This is a genomic window from Metasolibacillus sp., assembly GCF_025291715.1.
Classification (GTDB): Bacteria; Bacillota; Bacilli; order Bacillales_A; family Planococcaceae; genus Metasolibacillus; species Metasolibacillus louembei.
In genome coordinates, this window is the sequence record NZ_JAMBIZ010000004.1 from 102,168 (window position 1) to 118,714 (window position 16,547).

At 39.2% G+C, this 16,547-nt stretch carries 21 protein-coding genes; all 21 read right to left on the reverse strand.

Annotation, left to right across the window (positions count from 1 at the left end; all coding sequences use genetic code 11):
* Positions 1 to 348: 348 nt before the first annotated feature.
* Positions 349 to 705: a hypothetical protein gene (locus tag M3Z76_RS04385; RefSeq protein ID WP_293921541.1), complete on the reverse strand. Its 357-nt coding sequence runs from the start codon at positions 703 to 705 to the stop codon at positions 349 to 351.
* Positions 706 to 803: 98 nt separating this feature from the next.
* Positions 804 to 1,187 carry a hypothetical protein gene (locus M3Z76_RS04390; RefSeq protein WP_293921540.1) on the reverse strand — a complete coding sequence of 128 codons (384 nt, stop codon included), beginning with the start codon at positions 1,185 to 1,187 and terminating at the stop codon, positions 804 to 806.
* A gap of 143 nt (positions 1,188 to 1,330) precedes the next feature.
* A complete protein-coding gene (gene fabZ / locus M3Z76_RS04395; RefSeq protein WP_293921539.1) occupies positions 1,331 to 1,768 on the reverse strand; it encodes a 3-hydroxyacyl-ACP dehydratase FabZ in 438 nt (145 codons plus the stop codon).
* Between the two features lie 91 nt (positions 1,769 to 1,859).
* Positions 1,860 to 2,138 (reverse strand): DNA-directed RNA polymerase subunit beta, encoded by a 279-nt coding sequence (locus M3Z76_RS04400; protein WP_293921538.1) that lies wholly within the window; start codon positions 2,136 to 2,138, stop codon positions 1,860 to 1,862.
* An 18-nt stretch (positions 2,139 to 2,156) separates the two neighbouring features.
* The gene (locus M3Z76_RS04405; protein ID WP_293921537.1) at positions 2,157 to 2,993 is read right to left on the reverse strand and encodes a flagellar hook-basal body protein; all 837 of its coding nucleotides are present in this window, start codon (positions 2,991 to 2,993) and stop codon (positions 2,157 to 2,159) included.
* Positions 2,994 to 3,008: 15 nt separating this feature from the next.
* Positions 3,009 to 3,848 carry a flagellar hook-basal body protein gene (locus M3Z76_RS04410; protein ID WP_293921536.1) on the reverse strand — a complete coding sequence of 280 codons (840 nt, stop codon included), beginning with the start codon at positions 3,846 to 3,848 and terminating at the stop codon, positions 3,009 to 3,011.
* 69 nt (positions 3,849 to 3,917) lie between these two features.
* A complete protein-coding gene (mreB, locus tag M3Z76_RS04415; protein WP_293921535.1) occupies positions 3,918 to 4,919 on the reverse strand; it encodes a rod shape-determining protein in 1,002 nt (333 codons plus the stop codon).
* Between the two features lie 301 nt (positions 4,920 to 5,220).
* The gene (locus M3Z76_RS04420; protein WP_293921534.1) at positions 5,221 to 5,487 is read right to left on the reverse strand and encodes a sporulation transcriptional regulator SpoIIID; all 267 of its coding nucleotides are present in this window, start codon (positions 5,485 to 5,487) and stop codon (positions 5,221 to 5,223) included.
* Positions 5,488 to 5,578: 91 nt separating this feature from the next.
* Entirely contained in the window at positions 5,579 to 6,244 is a 666-nt protein-coding gene (locus M3Z76_RS04425; RefSeq protein ID WP_293921533.1) for a M23 family metallopeptidase, read from the reverse strand.
* Between the two features lie 56 nt (positions 6,245 to 6,300).
* The gene (gene spoIID / locus M3Z76_RS04430; RefSeq protein ID WP_293921531.1) at positions 6,301 to 7,185 is read right to left on the reverse strand and encodes a stage II sporulation protein D; all 885 of its coding nucleotides are present in this window, start codon (positions 7,183 to 7,185) and stop codon (positions 6,301 to 6,303) included.
* Positions 7,186 to 7,280: 95 nt separating this feature from the next.
* Positions 7,281 to 8,591, reverse strand: a complete 1,311-nt coding sequence (gene murA, locus M3Z76_RS04435; RefSeq protein WP_293921530.1) for a UDP-N-acetylglucosamine 1-carboxyvinyltransferase — start codon at positions 8,589 to 8,591, stop codon at positions 7,281 to 7,283.
* A gap of 400 nt (positions 8,592 to 8,991) precedes the next feature.
* Positions 8,992 to 9,234, reverse strand: a complete 243-nt coding sequence (locus M3Z76_RS04440; RefSeq protein WP_293921529.1) for a DUF1146 family protein — start codon at positions 9,232 to 9,234, stop codon at positions 8,992 to 8,994.
* Between the two features lie 142 nt (positions 9,235 to 9,376).
* Complete coding sequence (locus M3Z76_RS04445; protein WP_293921528.1) at positions 9,377 to 9,784, reverse strand: F0F1 ATP synthase subunit epsilon; 408 nt, start codon at positions 9,782 to 9,784, stop codon at positions 9,377 to 9,379.
* 25 nt (positions 9,785 to 9,809) lie between these two features.
* Positions 9,810 to 11,225: a F0F1 ATP synthase subunit beta gene (gene atpD, locus M3Z76_RS04450; protein ID WP_293921527.1), complete on the reverse strand. Its 1,416-nt coding sequence runs from the start codon at positions 11,223 to 11,225 to the stop codon at positions 9,810 to 9,812.
* Between the two features lie 50 nt (positions 11,226 to 11,275).
* Entirely contained in the window at positions 11,276 to 12,136 is an 861-nt protein-coding gene (gene atpG, locus M3Z76_RS04455; protein ID WP_293921526.1) for an ATP synthase F1 subunit gamma, read from the reverse strand.
* 100 nt (positions 12,137 to 12,236) lie between these two features.
* Positions 12,237 to 13,745: a F0F1 ATP synthase subunit alpha gene (gene atpA, locus M3Z76_RS04460; RefSeq protein ID WP_293921525.1), complete on the reverse strand. Its 1,509-nt coding sequence runs from the start codon at positions 13,743 to 13,745 to the stop codon at positions 12,237 to 12,239.
* Between the two features lie 28 nt (positions 13,746 to 13,773).
* Positions 13,774 to 14,304: a F0F1 ATP synthase subunit delta gene (locus M3Z76_RS04465; protein WP_293921524.1), complete on the reverse strand. Its 531-nt coding sequence runs from the start codon at positions 14,302 to 14,304 to the stop codon at positions 13,774 to 13,776.
* Positions 14,301 to 14,819, reverse strand: coding sequence for a F0F1 ATP synthase subunit B (atpF, locus tag M3Z76_RS04470; RefSeq protein WP_293921523.1), 519 nt, complete (start codon positions 14,817 to 14,819; stop codon positions 14,301 to 14,303). Before atpF ends, M3Z76_RS04465 begins: the two co-directional genes overlap by 4 nt.
* Before the next feature lie 179 nt (positions 14,820 to 14,998).
* Positions 14,999 to 15,223, reverse strand: coding sequence for a F0F1 ATP synthase subunit C (gene atpE / locus M3Z76_RS04475; RefSeq protein ID WP_042470896.1), 225 nt, complete (start codon positions 15,221 to 15,223; stop codon positions 14,999 to 15,001).
* A gap of 73 nt (positions 15,224 to 15,296) precedes the next feature.
* Positions 15,297 to 16,025 carry a F0F1 ATP synthase subunit A gene (gene atpB / locus M3Z76_RS04480; protein WP_293921519.1) on the reverse strand — a complete coding sequence of 243 codons (729 nt, stop codon included), beginning with the start codon at positions 16,023 to 16,025 and terminating at the stop codon, positions 15,297 to 15,299.
* Positions 16,026 to 16,049: 24 nt separating this feature from the next.
* Positions 16,050 to 16,421 (reverse strand): ATP synthase subunit I, encoded by a 372-nt coding sequence (locus M3Z76_RS04485; protein ID WP_293921518.1) that lies wholly within the window; start codon positions 16,419 to 16,421, stop codon positions 16,050 to 16,052.
* Positions 16,422 to 16,547: the final 126 nt, after the last annotated feature.

The following is a 16,547-nucleotide window of genomic DNA, read 5'->3' on the forward strand; positions in this document are numbered from 1 at the left end:
CATTTATTTGCGACTTCTCAAACTTATTTGCGATTTCTCGAATTTATTTGCGGCTTCTCAAACTTATTTGCGGCTTCTCGGATTTATTTGCGATTTCTCGAATTTATTTGCGACTTCTCAAATTTATTTGCGACTTCTCAGGTTTATTTGCGACTTCTCAGGTTTATTTGCGATTTCTCGAATTTATTTGCGACTTCTCAGGTTTATTTGCGACTTCTCGCATTTATTTGCGACTTCTCGCATTTATTTGCGACTTCTCAGGTTTATTTGCGACTTTACCCGCTTTATTAACTTAATAATACCCATTAGAAAAAACCAAAAGCGCTGTGAAGCACTTTTGGTTTTTCTTTAGCGGTTATCTACATTGTTGCGATCACGCATGTCTGCTGGGTCCTCGATAATGTCTTCTTCGTTGACACGACGTTCAATTACACGGCCATCGTTATCGACACCATCGTTAGGGGCAACGCGATCCACCTCGGCACCATTTCGTTCATCACGTAGGGCTGGAGGCACTGTGCTGTTAGGGGCACTATTGATTTCGTTATTGTAGCGTGGTGTATAGTTATCATCGATAACATCATCCACCCCTCGACGAATTTCCTTTGCTGGTGTGTCGTCATTCATCGCATTACGGTCCCCCGCGTTACAGCCAGCTAAAAATGATGTAGCAAGTAATGCTGCTGCTAAAAAGCCTTTCCACATAAAAAATTCCCTCCTTTCCATGGACTCAATATGATCAATACTTGATCATTCATTAGAGTGCCCTGGAACGAAGGGAACTATCCGAACATTTTATAGATCTATTTCAATTTTTCTTTTAACAATTGCTCAACATATGCGGCTTCTGCCTTACAGCCATATTTGTAATTTGTGCCTAATTTTTTTTGCAGTTTTTCAATGGAGTCAATTTGCTTCTTTGTCGGCGCTTCATCTAAAATTTTCGCCATCACTTCATCCACTTTTTTTGCTATTTCATTATGAAATTCTTCACTCACTAATACTTCGTGAGGTACTTTATCAAACCAAGCTGCATTTTCTGTGAAGTATTGCTGCCAGCTTGCCATAAAGTCTTCCATTGAAAATTTATCTTCATCCCAACCAATGCTCGCTAAATAAAGCTCAAATGATGTGGAAATTGATCGTGTAATACTTATCTTTACACCTGAAGACAGTTCTTTATACATAAAAATTTAAACCTCCTACGTTTAAAAAGCCAACCCCTCAAAACTCAACTTATATATCTTATAATTTTTTCTTCGTAAATGCAAATAGTACTAAAATATGTGAAAAAATTGTCTATACAACCATTGTTACTTATCCAACATCATTATTTCGGTTGCTCTGGACCAATTGCAAATAAAATATCCGTTTCACATACTAGCTCGCCATCAACAGTTGCAATAGCATGCCCTTTACCCATTTGGCCACGCAGTTTGACAAACTCCACTTCCATTTTCAATTGGTCACCTGGCACCACTTGACGTTTGAAGCGACAATTATCAATGCCTGTTAAAAAGACAATGCGGCCTTTAAAATCATCTGAGCTTAGCAGCGCTACGCCACCTACTTGTGCGAGAGCCTCAACAATAAGAACGCCTGGCATTACTGGATAGCCCGGAAAATGACCATTAAAGAAATCTTCATTAATCGTTACATTTTTAATGCCTACTGCGCGCTTGCCTACTTCAATTTCTAAAACGCGATCAACTAATAAAAATGGGTAACGATGTGGTAAAATCGCTTGAATTTGTTCTGCATTTAACATAAAAATTCCTCCACTCATGTTCACTATTATGTATATTGTGCTCATTTAGTGAGATGGAGCTGCCTTTTAAGACAACTCCAAACTAGAGCATTTATTCTTTTCCTTCAATAATATCAAATATATGTTGCCAAGTGCTCCATTTTAATGCATCGCTCGGTTCTCCGCTTCCAAGAAAGCCGTAGCCAAACATCACACCACCTGCTGCTGCACCAAGCAATAAAGCTAAAACAAGTACAATTCGCAACCAAATAGGGATTAAGCGTATTTGTACCCAGCGCGCTCTTCTCGCTCTTTCACTTGGCTCTGTTTCCTCGTTACGTCTGCTTCTCTTTTTAGGAGCTACATCTTGTTCATTGAATTCGTTCGTCATTTCTTATACTCCTCATGCTTATCGAATACCATTAATGAGCCCCAGCATTTGATCTGCAAGTGTTACTGCACGTGAATTAAATTGATATGAGCGCTGTGTCGCAATTAAATCTGTCATTTCTTTTGACATGTCTACATTCGACATTTCTAATTTTTGATTGCTCAAGCCAATGTCTCCACGATTTACTCCTTGTAAATCAGTCAAAATATCCGCTTCTGTATAACCGAGCCCTGCTAAATCTGTAGGTAGACCAATATATGTGCCACTTACATGCTCCATCACCTGAGGCTTTTGTAATTCTGATACAGCTAAATCTACTGCTATTACATCACCATCTGGATATTCTATATTCAAACGACCATTTGGTGATAGCGTAAAGCCTGTTGCGAAATCAGGGAAATAAATCGCCTCACCGTCACTATCTGCTACAGGATGTCCATCGCCATTGACAAGCATCATTTGTCCATTGCCCATCGGTGATACGTAAAAATCACCTTGACGTGTATATACTGTACGCTGCCCGTCACCATCAGGCATTAAAATGTTAAAATATTGGTTTTCCTTCGTAAACGCAAAATCAAGGTCGCGGTCTGTTTGCTGCAATGAGCCTTGCTTTTGATTTGCTTGAATTAATGATACATGTGCCCCAACACCATATCGAATGCCTACAGGTGATTGGCGCAATGTTTTATCTAATTTATCGTTATTATACTGCTGGTAAAGTAGCTCTGAAAATTGCGCATCCTTTGTTTTATAGCCATGCGTATTACTGTTTGCAAGGTTATCGCTAATTGTATCTAGCTTTGTTTGTAGCTGTGTTAATGTATTTGTTGCTGTCACCATTGTACGTAGCATACAATCACCCCTCCGTTACACTTTTCCAATTTCATTTACTGCTTTTTCCATACTGCGATCATATGCCTGTAAAACCTTTTGGTTTGCCTCGAACGCACGATATGCTGTTAATAAATCTGTCATTGAACGTGCTGAATCGACGTTAGATGCTTCTAAATTTTTGTGACTTGTTGTAAAAGTAACGCCTGCTTGTCCGTATGCTGACGGTAATATACCTTCATCAAGCATGCGATATAAGCCGTTATCCTGCTTCATTAAAACATCTGGATTTGCTGAGAATGCCACACCAATTGTTGCAACCTGTGCACCATTTTCATCTATAATTGCACCATTGCTTGTAATCGTTATATTATCATTTGCTAGCTGAATAGGTTGACCTGCTTCAGATAATACATAAAGACCTTGCCCATTCACTAGATTACCTTGTCCATCTAAAGTGAAGTTCCCGTTACGTGTGTAAGCTTCTCCGCCTTCTGGATGCTGTAATCGGAAATAAATTGCTCCTTGATTGCCAGATGCTTCATCGATTGGCAACGTAACATCTACTAATGCTACATCTGTTGGCATACCTGTTTGCAATAATGAGCCTTGTGCATTGTTCGCAATTGTTTCTTGTAAGTATACTCCTGTTGTCAGTGCACCGATTGGCTTCAGCTGCTTTAAAGCTAACCCTTTTTCCGTTGGTATGTTTGTTGCGCCTTTTGCTGAAAGCAACATATCTGGAAATGAGCGAATTGTTGATTGATCTGCTTTGAAGCCTGGCGTATTTGCATTTGCCATATTGTTTGTCAATATTTCTGTGCGGCGTTGCTGTGCAAGCATGCCTGAAGCTACTGTGTAAAAACCTTTAAACATAAAGCATACCTCATTTGCTAGTTATTTTCATTGCGTAAAACATGCTCCCTCTCACTTGCGAAGGTTGAATTAGTCTGCTGAAGTTCCTGCCGAGCGGTCAATATTATTTAACATAATACCTGTACCGATTGCTACACAATCCATCGGGTTTTCCGCTATAAATACAGGTACTTTTAATTCTTCAATTAACAATTGGTCAATTCCATGTAAAAGCGCGCCTCCGCCCGTTAAAATAACACCGCGATCAATAATATCTGCTGAGAGCTCTGGTGGCGTTTTTTCTAATACATTTTTCGCTGATTGTACAATCATTGATACAGATTCATGCAGCGCTCTTTCTATTTCAGACGAATGAATTGTAATTGTTTGCGGTAAACCTGTTACCATATCGCGTCCGCGAATTTCCATTGATTCGTTGCGATTGTTCGGAAATACTGTGCCGATTGTCATTTTGACAGCCTCTGCTGTACGTTCTCCAATTAATAGCTTGTATTCCTTTTTTATGTATTGCAAAATATCATTATCAAATACATCGCCTGCTACTTTAATCGATTCGCTTGTTACGATATCTCCCATTGATAATACAGCAATATCTGTCGTACCACCACCGATGTCAACGACCATGTTGCCGCTTGGTTGGAAAATGTCCATACCTGCGCCGATTGCTGCCACTTTTGGCTCTTCTTCTAAATATACTTTTTTGCCACCTGATTTTTCAGCTGCCTCACGAATTGCTTTTTGCTCTACACTTGTAATATTTGTAGGACAGCAAATTAAAATACGTGGCTTCGATAAAAACCCTCGTACATTTAATTTATTAATGAAATGTCGTAGCATTGCCTCTGTCACGTCAAAATCTGCAATTACCCCGTCCTTTAAAGGTCGAATTGCTACAATATTACCTGGCGTTCGTCCAACCATTTGTCTCGCCTCTTCACCGACTGCTAAAACTTTTCCCGTTTTTTTATCCATCGCTACAACAGAAGGCTCATTTAACACAATTCCTTTGCCTTTTACATGGATTAAAACATTTGCCGTCCCTAAATCAATCCCAATATCCTTTGAAAACATTCCTGTAGTTTCTCCTTCCACCACTTCAAGTCTTGACGTACATTTTTAGTTTAAAAGGCTGTGAATATCCGCTTTTTCACAAGTCCTTATTATACATTTAGTTATCTAGATTATTTTATCACAATGAACAATGAATTACACCCTCTTTTATAGTAAGATATTCCCTAAATATGTAATATCAATTACACCTTGGCTAACTCTCATCCAGATTTTTTTGAGCCCGCTTTTAGTAGAAGTTAACCTAAAAATCCGTTGATTCAAGAGAAATAGAGAAAAGCACCTAGATGTACATTCGTATCATCTAGGTGCTTTGTTCGTGTTGCTTCGATTGCCATTTTTTCTTTGTTGCCTCTCCGCCTCGCAAATGCCGGACGGATTTATGATAGGCTAAAACTTTCTTGACTTCCTGTGCAAGTGGCTCATTGATTAGAATAAGCCTTTCTGTTAAATCTTTGTGCACAGTACTTTTAGAATAGCCTGTCATTTTAGCTAAAGTGCGGACTGTTTCTTTAGTTTCGATAAGCAACTCCCCTAGCTGAACACAACGACGCCGAATATGTTCGTGCACGTTCCCTTCCTTTCTACTTAGGATGTAAGAATGTGCCGTAGCTTAGTAGTATGTTTCTTCACCTTATGAGTCGTCCGCACCTATTTAGAACTTAGAATGCAAGCAATTTTCTTGGATTTATTGCTTCACCATTTTCCAACACTTCAAAATGCAAATGAATTCCCGCTGTCGGGTTCCAATCATTTTCAGTTGTTGTCGCTAACGGTTGCCCTTGAACAACCTCATCGCCCTCTTTAACAACGATGTCTGTAACAGAGCTATAGCGCGTTTCTAAGCCGTTTGCATGCTCCACTGTAATCATATTACCTGTGAACGCATCCATTTTGACCTTTGTTACGACACCGCTCATGGCAGCAAGCACTTCAAATGGCTCACTGTTAATAGCAAGCGACATACCAGACGATGTCGAAAATGTTTGCTTAAAGACAAGCAGTGCATTTTCACGCGTTTTTGCATCTGCAGAGAAATCATAGAAATCTTGTAAAATTGTCAATTCCTCTAAGTATGCTTCATCGAATGGATATTTCAAATTTTCTTGCGTTGCATTTGTTTCAATAATCGGTTGTTGCTGCTCTGGAATTTCTTCCTTTGCCACTGTTTCTGTTAGAAGATTCTCTTCCTTTTTCGTAACTAGCACATTGTAACTAAACATAAGTGCAATTATCGCGAGTGCAATACCCGCATAAATAGCTGGCCAAAACCATGGCTTTTGTTGTAAATTTTTCGGAGAAGGTTTTAAATTTTTTTCCTCTCGCATGTTCATCACCTCTGAAGCTAGTGTGAACAATCTACACAATTTTTAAACACGCTTGCTTATTTTTTTGTACAAACATTGCCAATTGTCGTTTGTGGGTAGTAGTGCGTAAGTATTTGTTGTGCTGTAGCATCATTGTTAGCTAATTCATTTGCACCGTATTGACTCATTCCAACTCCGTGCCCATAGCCTTTCGTTGCAATGACAATGTCATTACCTTCCTCCATCATCATAAAATCGGTTGAACGCAATTGTAAAAGCTCTCTAAATTCACGTCCACTAAAATTTTTTTTACCTTTTACTGTTTGCACACGACCTGAGCTATTTCGCTCAAGCTGTAAATTTAAAAAATCCTCCTGTGTCCAATTTGTTTGCAGCTTGGCATTTAATTCATTTACCGTCAATTTAACTGTTTCGCTGTTTTCTTCAGGTGATGCTACAGATTGTAAATAAGGTATATCCTGTCCACCATAATTTTCTGCTGATTCTGTTACTCCATTTGATGAGGCATGAAACATTGCTGAAATTGGTTCTTCTTTATATAGTATAATTTGTCCTGTTGTCGTTTTTACAGCCTCTGTTATTTTACTTTCATACTGCGCAAAGGCAGTTAACCACTTTTGCTGCCGCGCTTTTTCATCGATAAATACTTGATGTGCTGTTGTTGGCTTAATTGCTTTTTTTCCGTAGTCTGTATTGCGTATTACATATGTGCGTGCGGCAATTGCTTGTGCTTGTAATGCAGCTGGATGAAAGCTAGCGGGCATTTCCGCAGCAACAACACCAATTAAATAGTGCTCTAGCGGTATGCTCTTAGCTACACCTTCAATGGTAATTAAAATTTCGCATGGCTCCGCTACTGGCTTTGGCTTTTTGTAATAAAGAAGCGGCACAGTAAACAACATACATATCACAATAATGATGAGTAGTAGGTTTTTTTTCATACGCCATCTTATGTAGCTGTTGACAATTTTATTTGCAAAAATAAAGGAGCAGTCTGAAAAGATATACTCTTTTCGGACAGCCCCTCTTTCTATTATTATGCAGTTACTTGTTCAGCATTATCTTCTTTGGCAATCTTTACTTCGCCCTCAGTTACACGTTCGATGTTTGCACCTAATGCTGCTAATTTTTCGTGGAATTTTACGTAGCCACGATCTAAATGGTGTAGCGCTGTTACGCGTGTAACACCTTCAGATACTAAGCCTGCTAAAATAAGCGATGCTGCCGCACGTAAATCTGTTGCAGCTACCTCCGCACCTTGTAATGCATTATTGCCTTCAATAAAGACAGAACGCCCCTCAATTTTAGCAATTGCATTCATTCGACGGAATTCCTCAACATGCATGAAGCGATTTTCAAATACCGTTTCAGTAATAATGCTTGTTCCTTCAGCAGATAACATCAATGCCATCATTTGTGACTGCATATCTGTTGGGAAGCCTGGATGTGGCATTGTTTTAATGTCTACAGCCTTTAATCCACCTGTCGCACGTACACGTAGCCCATTATCCTGCTCTGTAATTTCTACGCCCATTTCACGCATTTTGGCAATCAGCGCTGTCATATGCTCTGGAATGGCATTTTCAATCACAACATCGCCACGTGTAATTGCTGCCGCAACCATAAATGTGCCTGCTTCAATGCGATCTGGAATAACATAATGTGTAATACCTTTTAGCTTTTCTACACCTTCAATGCGAATTGTTGCTGTGCCAGCACCTGTTACACGACCGCCCATTGCATTAATAAAGTTCGCTAAATCGACAATTTCCGGCTCCTTTGCCGCATTTTCGATAATTGTCGTACCTTCTGCTAATGCTGCTGCTGTCATAATATTTTCTGTCGCACCAACGCTTGGGAAATCTAAATAAATTTCAGCACCTTTTAATTTTTCAGCACGTGCCTCTACATAGCCATGTCCAAAAGAAATTTCAGCACCCATCGCTTCAAAGCCTTTTAAATGAAGTTCAATCGGACGAGAGCCAATTGCACAACCACCTGGTAAGGCAACACGCGCAAAGCGATTGCGTGCCAGCAACGATCCCATCACTAAAATCGATGCACGCATTTTACTAACAAATTCAAATTGCGCTTCACTTGATAAATCCTGAGACGCATCAATAACAATTTCATTCCCGTCTACATAATATTGTACATCTGCATTTAAGCTTTTTAATACTTCACCAATTGTATATACATCAGCTAATGCTGGAACATCTTTAATAACATTTTTTCCTTCAGAAGCTAATAAAGCTGCTGCTAAAATAGGTAATACAGCGTTCTTTGCGCCTTCAACTCTCACGTTACCTCGTAAAGTCTGACCACCCATAACGATAATTTTCTCCACAATTCGTCCCTCCGAATCTCATTCTCGTAAACTTGCTATTTTATTTAAAAGTTCATTGATATTTTTTATCCAAACACTGCTAATAATACAGCTATAACCCAACTTTATCAAGCATCTAATTCACTATTTTGTGTCGAATTTTGGCTTTATTTTTCATACTATATATTACGCACGGTATGTATAGTTGGTGAATCTGATGTTGAATACTTTTCATGCGAGGTCAAGTTGGGCATGTTCTGTATTTTCCATGACATTTCGACACAATATAACGATTGTATACACTGTTCTTTTATACACCAAAATTCGATATGTTAAACATTTTTAGTCGATTACCCAGGAAATATATACTTTGTAGCGAAAAGCAAATGATTGTTGTCCCCTACAACCTATATAATGCATTTTATTGGAAAATATAAACTAAGCTTCTTGACCACTGCGAAAAGTTAATAAAAAAGTTAGAAACTGTCGAACCAATGACGATGCTAAATAAAATGTAAATGAGCTGAATTTGAAATGTTTTGCCTTTTTTAAACAATTGCTCAAAACGAAATGCTTGTAATGCATAGAATGCCACAGCAATGAAGAAAATATGCGAGGCAAGACCGAAAAGTGCCTGTTGACCTATTTCCGTATAAAAGTTCATTTTTACGTACACTCCTTATATGAAAAAAGTTGTTTTTTTGAAGGTAAACTTTTTGTTTATTGGCAGTTTTGCTCACTTTATTAGCGTTTTCATTTAAAAGAGCTGTTTGAAAAGCTAAGCTTTCCAAACAGCCCCATTTGAATTAGATGTTACCCTCATGAACGTTGATACGATTCAACGCACGTTTTAGCGCTAACTCAGCACGTTTGAAATCAATGTCATCTTTTTTGCCTTCTAAACGACCTTCTGCTCGTTTTAATGCTTCTTTAGCACGAGCAACATCAATTGAAGCTGCATCTTCTGCTGAAGGAGCTAAAATTGATACTTTTTCAGGGCGAATTTCGATGAAGCCGCCGCTAACAGCTACATAATCAGTTGAACCATCTTCTTTTTTTAGCTTTACAGCACCAATTGTAAGAGGCGCAACCATAGGAATATGGCCTGGAAGTACACCCATTTCCCCTGAAACTGTTTTAGCGACTACCATTGTTACTTCAGAATCGTATACTGGGCCGTCGGGAGTGACAATACTGACTGTTACTGTCTTCATATTATTTTCCTCCTCGCCGTTAGAATTAAACCTCTACGCCCATGCCTTTTGCTTTTTCTACTACTTCATCAATGCTGCCAACTAAACGGAAAGCATCCTCTGGTAAGTGATCCCATTTACCTTCAAGAATTTCCTTGAATGAGCGAACAGTTTCTTTAACAGGCACGTAAGAACCTTTTTGACCAGTGAATTGCTCCGCTACGTGGAAGTTTTGAGATAAGAAGAATTGAATGCGACGAGCGCGTTCTACTGTTTGCTTATCTTCATCAGATAACTCATCCATACCTAAGATGGCGATGATATCTTGTAACTCACGGTAACGTTGAATTGTACGTTGTACGCCAGTAGCAATTCCATAGTGCTCTTCTCCTACGATTTCTGGTGATAATGCACGAGAAGTTGATGCTAATGGGTCAACCGCTGGATAAATACCCATTTCAGATAATTTACGCTCTAAGTTTGTTGTTGCATCTAAGTGAGCGAAAGTTGTTGCTGGAGCTGGGTCAGTATAGTCATCGGCTGGTACGTAAATCGCTTGAATCGATGTTACAGAACCTTTTGTAGTCGATGTAATACGCTCTTGTAATTTACCCATTTCAGTAGCAAGTGTTGGTTGGTAACCTACCGCAGAAGGCATACGACCTAATAGGGCAGAAACCTCAGAACCTGCTTGTGTGAAACGGAAGATATTGTCGATGAATAAAAGTACGTCTTGACCTTGCTCATCACGGAAATATTCAGCCATTGTTAAACCAGTTAAAGCTACACGCATACGTGCACCAGGTGGCTCGTTCATTTGACCGAATACCATCGCTGTTTGATTAATAACGCCAGAGTCTGTCATTTCGTGGAATAAGTCGTTACCTTCACGTGTACGCTCACCTACACCTGCGAATACAGAAATACCGCTATGTTCTTGTGCGATGTTGTTGATTAGTTCTTGGATTAATACAGTTTTACCTACGCCGGCACCACCGAATAGACCGATTTTACCACCTTTAATATATGGTGCTAATAAGTCTACTACTTTGATACCTGTTTCTAGGATTTCAACTGAAGTAGATAATTCATCGAATTTTGGTGCTTCGCGGTGAATTGAGTCACGACGAGCTGATTCTGGAATTTCTTCACCTAAGTCGATTACTTCACCAAGTACGTTGAATACACGTCCTAGTGTTACTTCACCAACTGGTACTGAGATAGCTTTTCCTGAGTCAGTTACTTCTGCTCCGCGTTGTAAACCGTCAGTAGATGACATCGCAATTGTACGAACAACATCGTCACCTAAGTGGATTGCAACTTCAAGAGCTAAAGTAGTTGGCTCTTCATTTGGACGTTCAATCTTAACAGTTAAGTTGTTATAGATTGCTGGTAAATGGCCGTTTTCGAATTTAACGTCTACTACCGGACCCATTACTTGTAGAACTTGTCCTTTGTTCATGTTGTGTACCCTCCTATCGTATTCTTATACGAAGTCAGTGAAAGTGCAGCCTATTCTAGGGCTGCAGCTCCACCAACGATTTCTGTAATTTCTTGTGTAATAGCTGCTTGACGCGCACGGTTGTATTGCAAAGATAAGTTGTCGATTAAATCAGAAGCATTATCTGTTGCATTACGCATTGCCGTCATACGTGAAGCATGTTCACTTGCTTTTCCGTCTAATAAAGCACCATAAATTAAGCTTTCTGCATATTGTGGAAGTAATACTTCTAGAATTGCTTCACCAGATGGTTCGAATTCATATGCAGCGCTTGTTGTTGTAGTAGTAGCAATATCAGTTAACGGAAGAACCTTTTTCTCCGTTACTACTTGAGAAATAGCACTTTCGAAGTGGTTATAGTACATATAAAGTTCATCATATGCGCCATCAATGAACATACCAACAGCATTACGAGCGATTTCTTTAATATCAGCAAATGTCGGTTGGTCTGGAAGAGCCACAACACTACTAATAACATTGTGATTACGTTTAATAAAGTAATCACGTGCAACACGACCTAATGCAAAAACAACGTATTCATCTTTAGATTGATGACGCTCGTTAATTGTGCGTTGAACTTGACGTAAAATGCTTGAGTTATAAGCACCTGCCAAACCACGGTCAGAACCAATTACTAAGTAAGCTGTTTTCTTAACAGGACGAGCAGTTAACATCGGATGTCCACTGTCTTTTGTACCTGCTGCGATAGCGCCTACTACATCTTGAATCTTTTCCATATAAGGAACGTATGCTTTAGCGTTTTGCTCTGCACGGCGTAGTTTCGAAGAAGAAACCATTTGCATCGCCTTTGTTATTTTCTGTGTGCTCTTTGTAGAGTTAATACGACCTTTAATTTCGCGTAAGTTTACCACTGGTATTTCACCACCCTCTGTTATTTAATCACAATCCATTATTCTCACAGCATCCGCAAGCAGCTAGCTTGCGGATTTGCAAAGAACGATTTAACTAAGATTATTCTGATTTAGCAAAAGTCTTTTTGAAAGCATTGATTGCTTCAGCAAGATCTGCATCAGCTGGAATATCTTTTGTTGTACGGATATGATCTAATACGCTTGTGTGGTTTGTATCTAACCAGCTTAAGAACTCACCCTCGAAACGAGTGATATCAGCTACTGGAATATCATCTAAGAAGCCACGAGTTAATGCATATAAAATGACAACTTGTTTTTCAACTTTTAACGGTTTGTTTAAGTCTTGTTTTAATACTTCAACAGTACGTTTACCGCGCTCTAATTTAGCTAAAGTTGCTTTATCTAAGTCAGAACCGAACTGAGCGAAAGATTCTAACTCACGGAAAGCAGCTAAGTCAAGACGTAATGTACCAGCTACTTTTTTCATCGCTTTAATTTGTGCTGAACCACCTACACGTGATACAGATAAACCGGCGTTGATTGCTGGACGTACACCTGAGTTGAATAAGTCAGATTGTAAGAAAATTTGACCATCAGTAATCGAAATTACGTTTGTAGGAATGTAAGCTGAGATATCCCCTGCTTGTGTTTCTACGAATGGTAATGCAGTGATTGAACCATTTTGGTAAGTTTCGTTTAATTTTGCAGCACGCTCTAATAAACGGCTGTGTAAGTAGAACACGTCACCAGGGTAAGCTTCACGACCTGGAGGACGACGTAATAATAATGACAGCTCACGGTAAGCAGATGCTTGTTTTGATAGGTCATCATATACTACTAATACGTGTTTACCTTGTAACATGAATTCTTCTGCCATCGATACACCAGCAAATGGTGCTAAGTATAATAATGGTGATGGTTGAGAAGAAGAAGCTGTTACAACGATTGTGTAATCTAAAGCACCGTTTTTACGTAATGTTTCAACTACGCCACGTACTGTAGATTCTTTTTGACCGATTGCAACATAGATACAAATCATGTTTTCACCGTTTTGGTTTAAGATTGTATCGATTGCTACAGATGTTTTACCTGTTTGACGGTCACCGATGATTAACTCACGTTGACCACGGCCGATTGGTACTAATGCGTCAATCGCTTTAATACCAGTTTGTAATGGCTCATGTACTGATTTACGTGCCATTACACCGAAAGCTGGGCTTTCGATTGGACGAGTTTTTGTTGTGTTGATTGGACCTAAGCCATCCACTGGTTGACCTAATGGGTTTACAACACGACCAATTAGTTCTTCACCAACTGGAACGCTCATAATACGACCTGTACGACGAACTTCATCGCCTTCTTTAATGTCAAGGTACTCACCTAGAATAATAATACCAACGTTACCTTCTTCTAAGTTTTGAGCCATACCCATAACACCGTTAGAGAACTCTAAAAGCTCTCCAGCCATGACGTTGTCGAGGCCATGAGCAAGCGCGATACCGTCACCAACGCGGATAACTGTACCTACTTCGCTTACTTGTAATTCAGATTGATAATTTTCAATCTGTTGTTTAATCAGACTGCTGATTTCTTCAGCTTTGATGCCCATGTATGTTCACCTCTCACATTTCTTAAAGTTAAACAACTAATGTACGCTTTAAACCTTCTAGTTTAGAAGCAATTGTGCTGTCATAAATATAGTTGCCAATTTGTACACGAATACCACCAAGAATTGATGGCTCGATAATATTGTTAATTTCTAGCTTGCTTTTCCCTACTAGCTGTGCAAAGGCTACTGAAATCTCTGCACTTTCAGCCTCGGTTAAAGCGCGTGTTGAGTAAACTGTTGCTTTTGCGGCACCGCTCGCTGCAGTTGCAAGAGCTTGGAACTCTTCTGCTACAGCAACGACTTCGCTAATGCGTTGTTTATCAACTAATAATTGAACTGTGTTCACTACTGCTGAATTAGCATTTGCTAAAATTTCAGATAGCATTGCTTTTTTCTTTGCAGAAGAAATTTTAGGTGCTTTTAATAGCTCTAATAAAGCTGGTGTTGCTTCGATTGCGGCTGTTAATTCTTTTAAATCAGCACTTACTTCTACAAGATTTTGATTTTTGCTAGCTAATTGAAACAATGCTTCAGCGTAACGCTTCGCTACTTGACTCATTTCGCTTCGCCTGCCTTCGCAATCGTTTCTTTAATTAATGCGCTATTGTCCGCTTCAGAAATTTCTTTGCCAAGTACTTTAGATGCTGCAAGAACTGATAATGATACAACTTCTTCACGTACTGCTGCAATTGCTTTTTCTTTTTCGTTTTCAATTTCACGCACAGCTGCATCTTTTAAACGAGCTGCTTCTGCACGAGCTGCAGAAATAATTTCTTCACGCTGTGCATCGCCTTGTTTTTTAGCACCTTCTACGATCGCTTGTGCTTCTGTACGAGCTTCTTTTAGAAGGCTTTTTTGTTCTTCTAATAATTGGTGCGTTTCTTTGCGCGCTTTTTCAGCTGCATCGATTTCGCTTGCAACTAATTCTTCACGTTGTTGCATAATGCCCATTAATGGACCCCATGCGAACACTTTAAGAAGAATCATTAAAATAATGAACGTTAATAATGTTGCAATGATATCTCCACCATTAAAACCGCCACCTGCACCTAATACAAGATCATTTAATAACACGATTGGTTCACTCCCTTCAAGAGCTTGTTCAAAATCTATAACACATAAATCTTTAATTTCAAATTCATTGTTGCTTTCTTCACATAGTTGATATGTGAATTTCATGTATTACATAAAAGGAATGGCGAAGTAGTAAGTCTGGTGAACTTTTTCTTCGCCATTGACGTCGTAAGTAGTAATTATTGATTCATTACGATGAATGCTACTACTACACCGATGATTGGAAGGGCCTCAACTAATGCAACCCCGATGAACATTGTTGTTTGAAGAGCACCACGTAATTCTGGTTGACGAGCGATACCTTCTACTGTTTTTGATACGATAAGACCGTTACCGATACCTGCACCTAGTGCACCTAAACCGATTGCGATTGCTGCTGCTAATAAACCAATTGAACCTGTCATTGTTAAATTTCCTCCTTGGAATATGTGTTTTTTTATTGTGGTTCAAATACCGCAAAATTTGCGGAATTTATAATTAATGGTCGTGACTCACTTTGTGTGCCAAATAAACCATCGTTAACATTGTAAAAATGAAAGCTTGGATAAAGCCGATGAAGATCGAGAATCCTTGCCATGCGATAGCTGGAATAACCATTCCGAACCATCCTAAATAGCTTGCCCCTGCGACACCTGCGATTAAGCCAATTAAAATCTCACCTGCGAAAATGTTACCGTAAAGACGTAGACCAAGCGTTAACGTATTGGCAAACTCTTCAATAACTTTCAGCGGGAACATCCACCACATTGGCTTTAAGTACGTGTTCTTCGCATAACCGCCAGAACCGTGTGCTTTAATACCGTAGTAGTGCGCTAATAGCGTTACCATAACAGCTAATGTTAATGTTACTGTCGGGTCAGCTGTTGGCGATTTCCACCATAGGTAGTGATCATGGCTAATAGAGAATGGTAAACCTAGTAAGTTCGCTACAGCGATAAACATAATTAATGTAATCCCTAATACGTGGAACTGACCACCTGTTTTCCAGTCCATATTGCTTTTAATGATCCCTTTCACGAAGTCCATAATCCACTCCATGAAGTTTTGCATACCTGTTGGCTTAAGCTTTAGGTTGCGTGTGGAAATAAATGCGATTAAAAATACGATAACCGCCGTAACAATTAACATCAACACAGTTGATTTGTTAAAGATTAACGTGAAATCTCCAAATAGCTTTAGATGAAACTCTGGATTTTTATGATCCATTTTTGCATTCACCTCTCTTTCATTTTAGTGATGTTTGACAAGATGTACAATTCGCTCAACTACGAGAAAAATGTACGGAATCATTAGCCCAATAACGGTACTAACTAAATGAAATTTCTCTGGCAACGACATGGCGATTGCAACTGCGGCAACACCTGAGCCAAAGCGTAAGGCTGTACCTATTGATGATGCCTTTCTTCCTTCACTAATCGAACGGTCAAAGTTGTCCATTCGTCGAACTAAAATCCAAAAGTTGTATGTACCGAAGAATGCACCTAAACCGAGTCCTGCGAAGATGCTAGCATATGGCGTAAAAGCCCATCCTAGTACACAGAGGGCGAGCAAAAAAAATAACACTTTCTTTTGCTTAGCGAAAATGTAGTGCAAATCTTCCATTGGCAATAAGTCTCCTGAATTTTTTTCGAGTAAAGAATTGATGCTGACCAGTCAGTAAATTCAAAAACTATTGAATATACTGAAGTATGAGGTTAAATAAATATGTAGCAAGGTTTGTCTTGGAGT

Excerpts from the sequence above, each read along its gene's own strand:
- M3Z76_RS04385 (WP_293921541.1), bottom strand. The coding sequence starts at position 705 with ATGTGGAAAGGCTTTTTAGCAGCAGCATTACTTGCTACATCATTTTTA.
- M3Z76_RS04390 (WP_293921540.1), bottom strand. The coding sequence starts at position 1,187 with ATGTATAAAGAACTGTCTTCAGGTGTAAAGATAAGTATTACACGATCA.
- fabZ (WP_293921539.1), bottom strand. The coding sequence starts at position 1,768 with ATGTTAAATGCAGAACAAATTCAAGCGATTTTACCACATCGTTACCCA.
- M3Z76_RS04400 (WP_293921538.1), bottom strand. The coding sequence starts at position 2,138 with ATGACGAACGAATTCAATGAACAAGATGTAGCTCCTAAAAAGAGAAGC.
- M3Z76_RS04405 (WP_293921537.1), bottom strand. The coding sequence starts at position 2,993 with ATGCTACGTACAATGGTGACAGCAACAAATACATTAACACAGCTACAA.
- M3Z76_RS04410 (WP_293921536.1), bottom strand. The coding sequence starts at position 3,848 with ATGTTTAAAGGTTTTTACACAGTAGCTTCAGGCATGCTTGCACAGCAA.
- mreB (WP_293921535.1), bottom strand. The coding sequence starts at position 4,919 with ATGTTTTCAAAGGATATTGGGATTGATTTAGGGACGGCAAATGTTTTA.
- M3Z76_RS04425 (WP_293921533.1), bottom strand. The coding sequence starts at position 6,244 with ATGCGAGAGGAAAAAAATTTAAAACCTTCTCCGAAAAATTTACAACAA.
- spoIID (WP_293921531.1), bottom strand. The coding sequence starts at position 7,185 with ATGAAAAAAAACCTACTACTCATCATTATTGTGATATGTATGTTGTTT.
- M3Z76_RS04440 (WP_293921529.1), bottom strand. The coding sequence starts at position 9,234 with ATGAACTTTTATACGGAAATAGGTCAACAGGCACTTTTCGGTCTTGCC.
- M3Z76_RS04445 (WP_293921528.1), bottom strand. The coding sequence starts at position 9,784 with ATGAAGACAGTAACAGTCAGTATTGTCACTCCCGACGGCCCAGTATAC.
- atpD (WP_293921527.1), bottom strand. The coding sequence starts at position 11,225 with ATGAACAAAGGACAAGTTCTACAAGTAATGGGTCCGGTAGTAGACGTT.
- atpA (WP_293921525.1), bottom strand. The coding sequence starts at position 13,745 with ATGGGCATCAAAGCTGAAGAAATCAGCAGTCTGATTAAACAACAGATT.
- M3Z76_RS04465 (WP_293921524.1), bottom strand. The coding sequence starts at position 14,304 with ATGAGTCAAGTAGCGAAGCGTTACGCTGAAGCATTGTTTCAATTAGCT.
- atpE (WP_042470896.1), bottom strand. The coding sequence starts at position 15,223 with ATGACAGGTTCAATTGGTTTATTAGCAGCAGCAATCGCAATCGGTTTA.
- atpB (WP_293921519.1), bottom strand. The coding sequence starts at position 16,025 with ATGGATCATAAAAATCCAGAGTTTCATCTAAAGCTATTTGGAGATTTC.
- M3Z76_RS04485 (WP_293921518.1), bottom strand. The coding sequence starts at position 16,421 with ATGGAAGATTTGCACTACATTTTCGCTAAGCAAAAGAAAGTGTTATTT.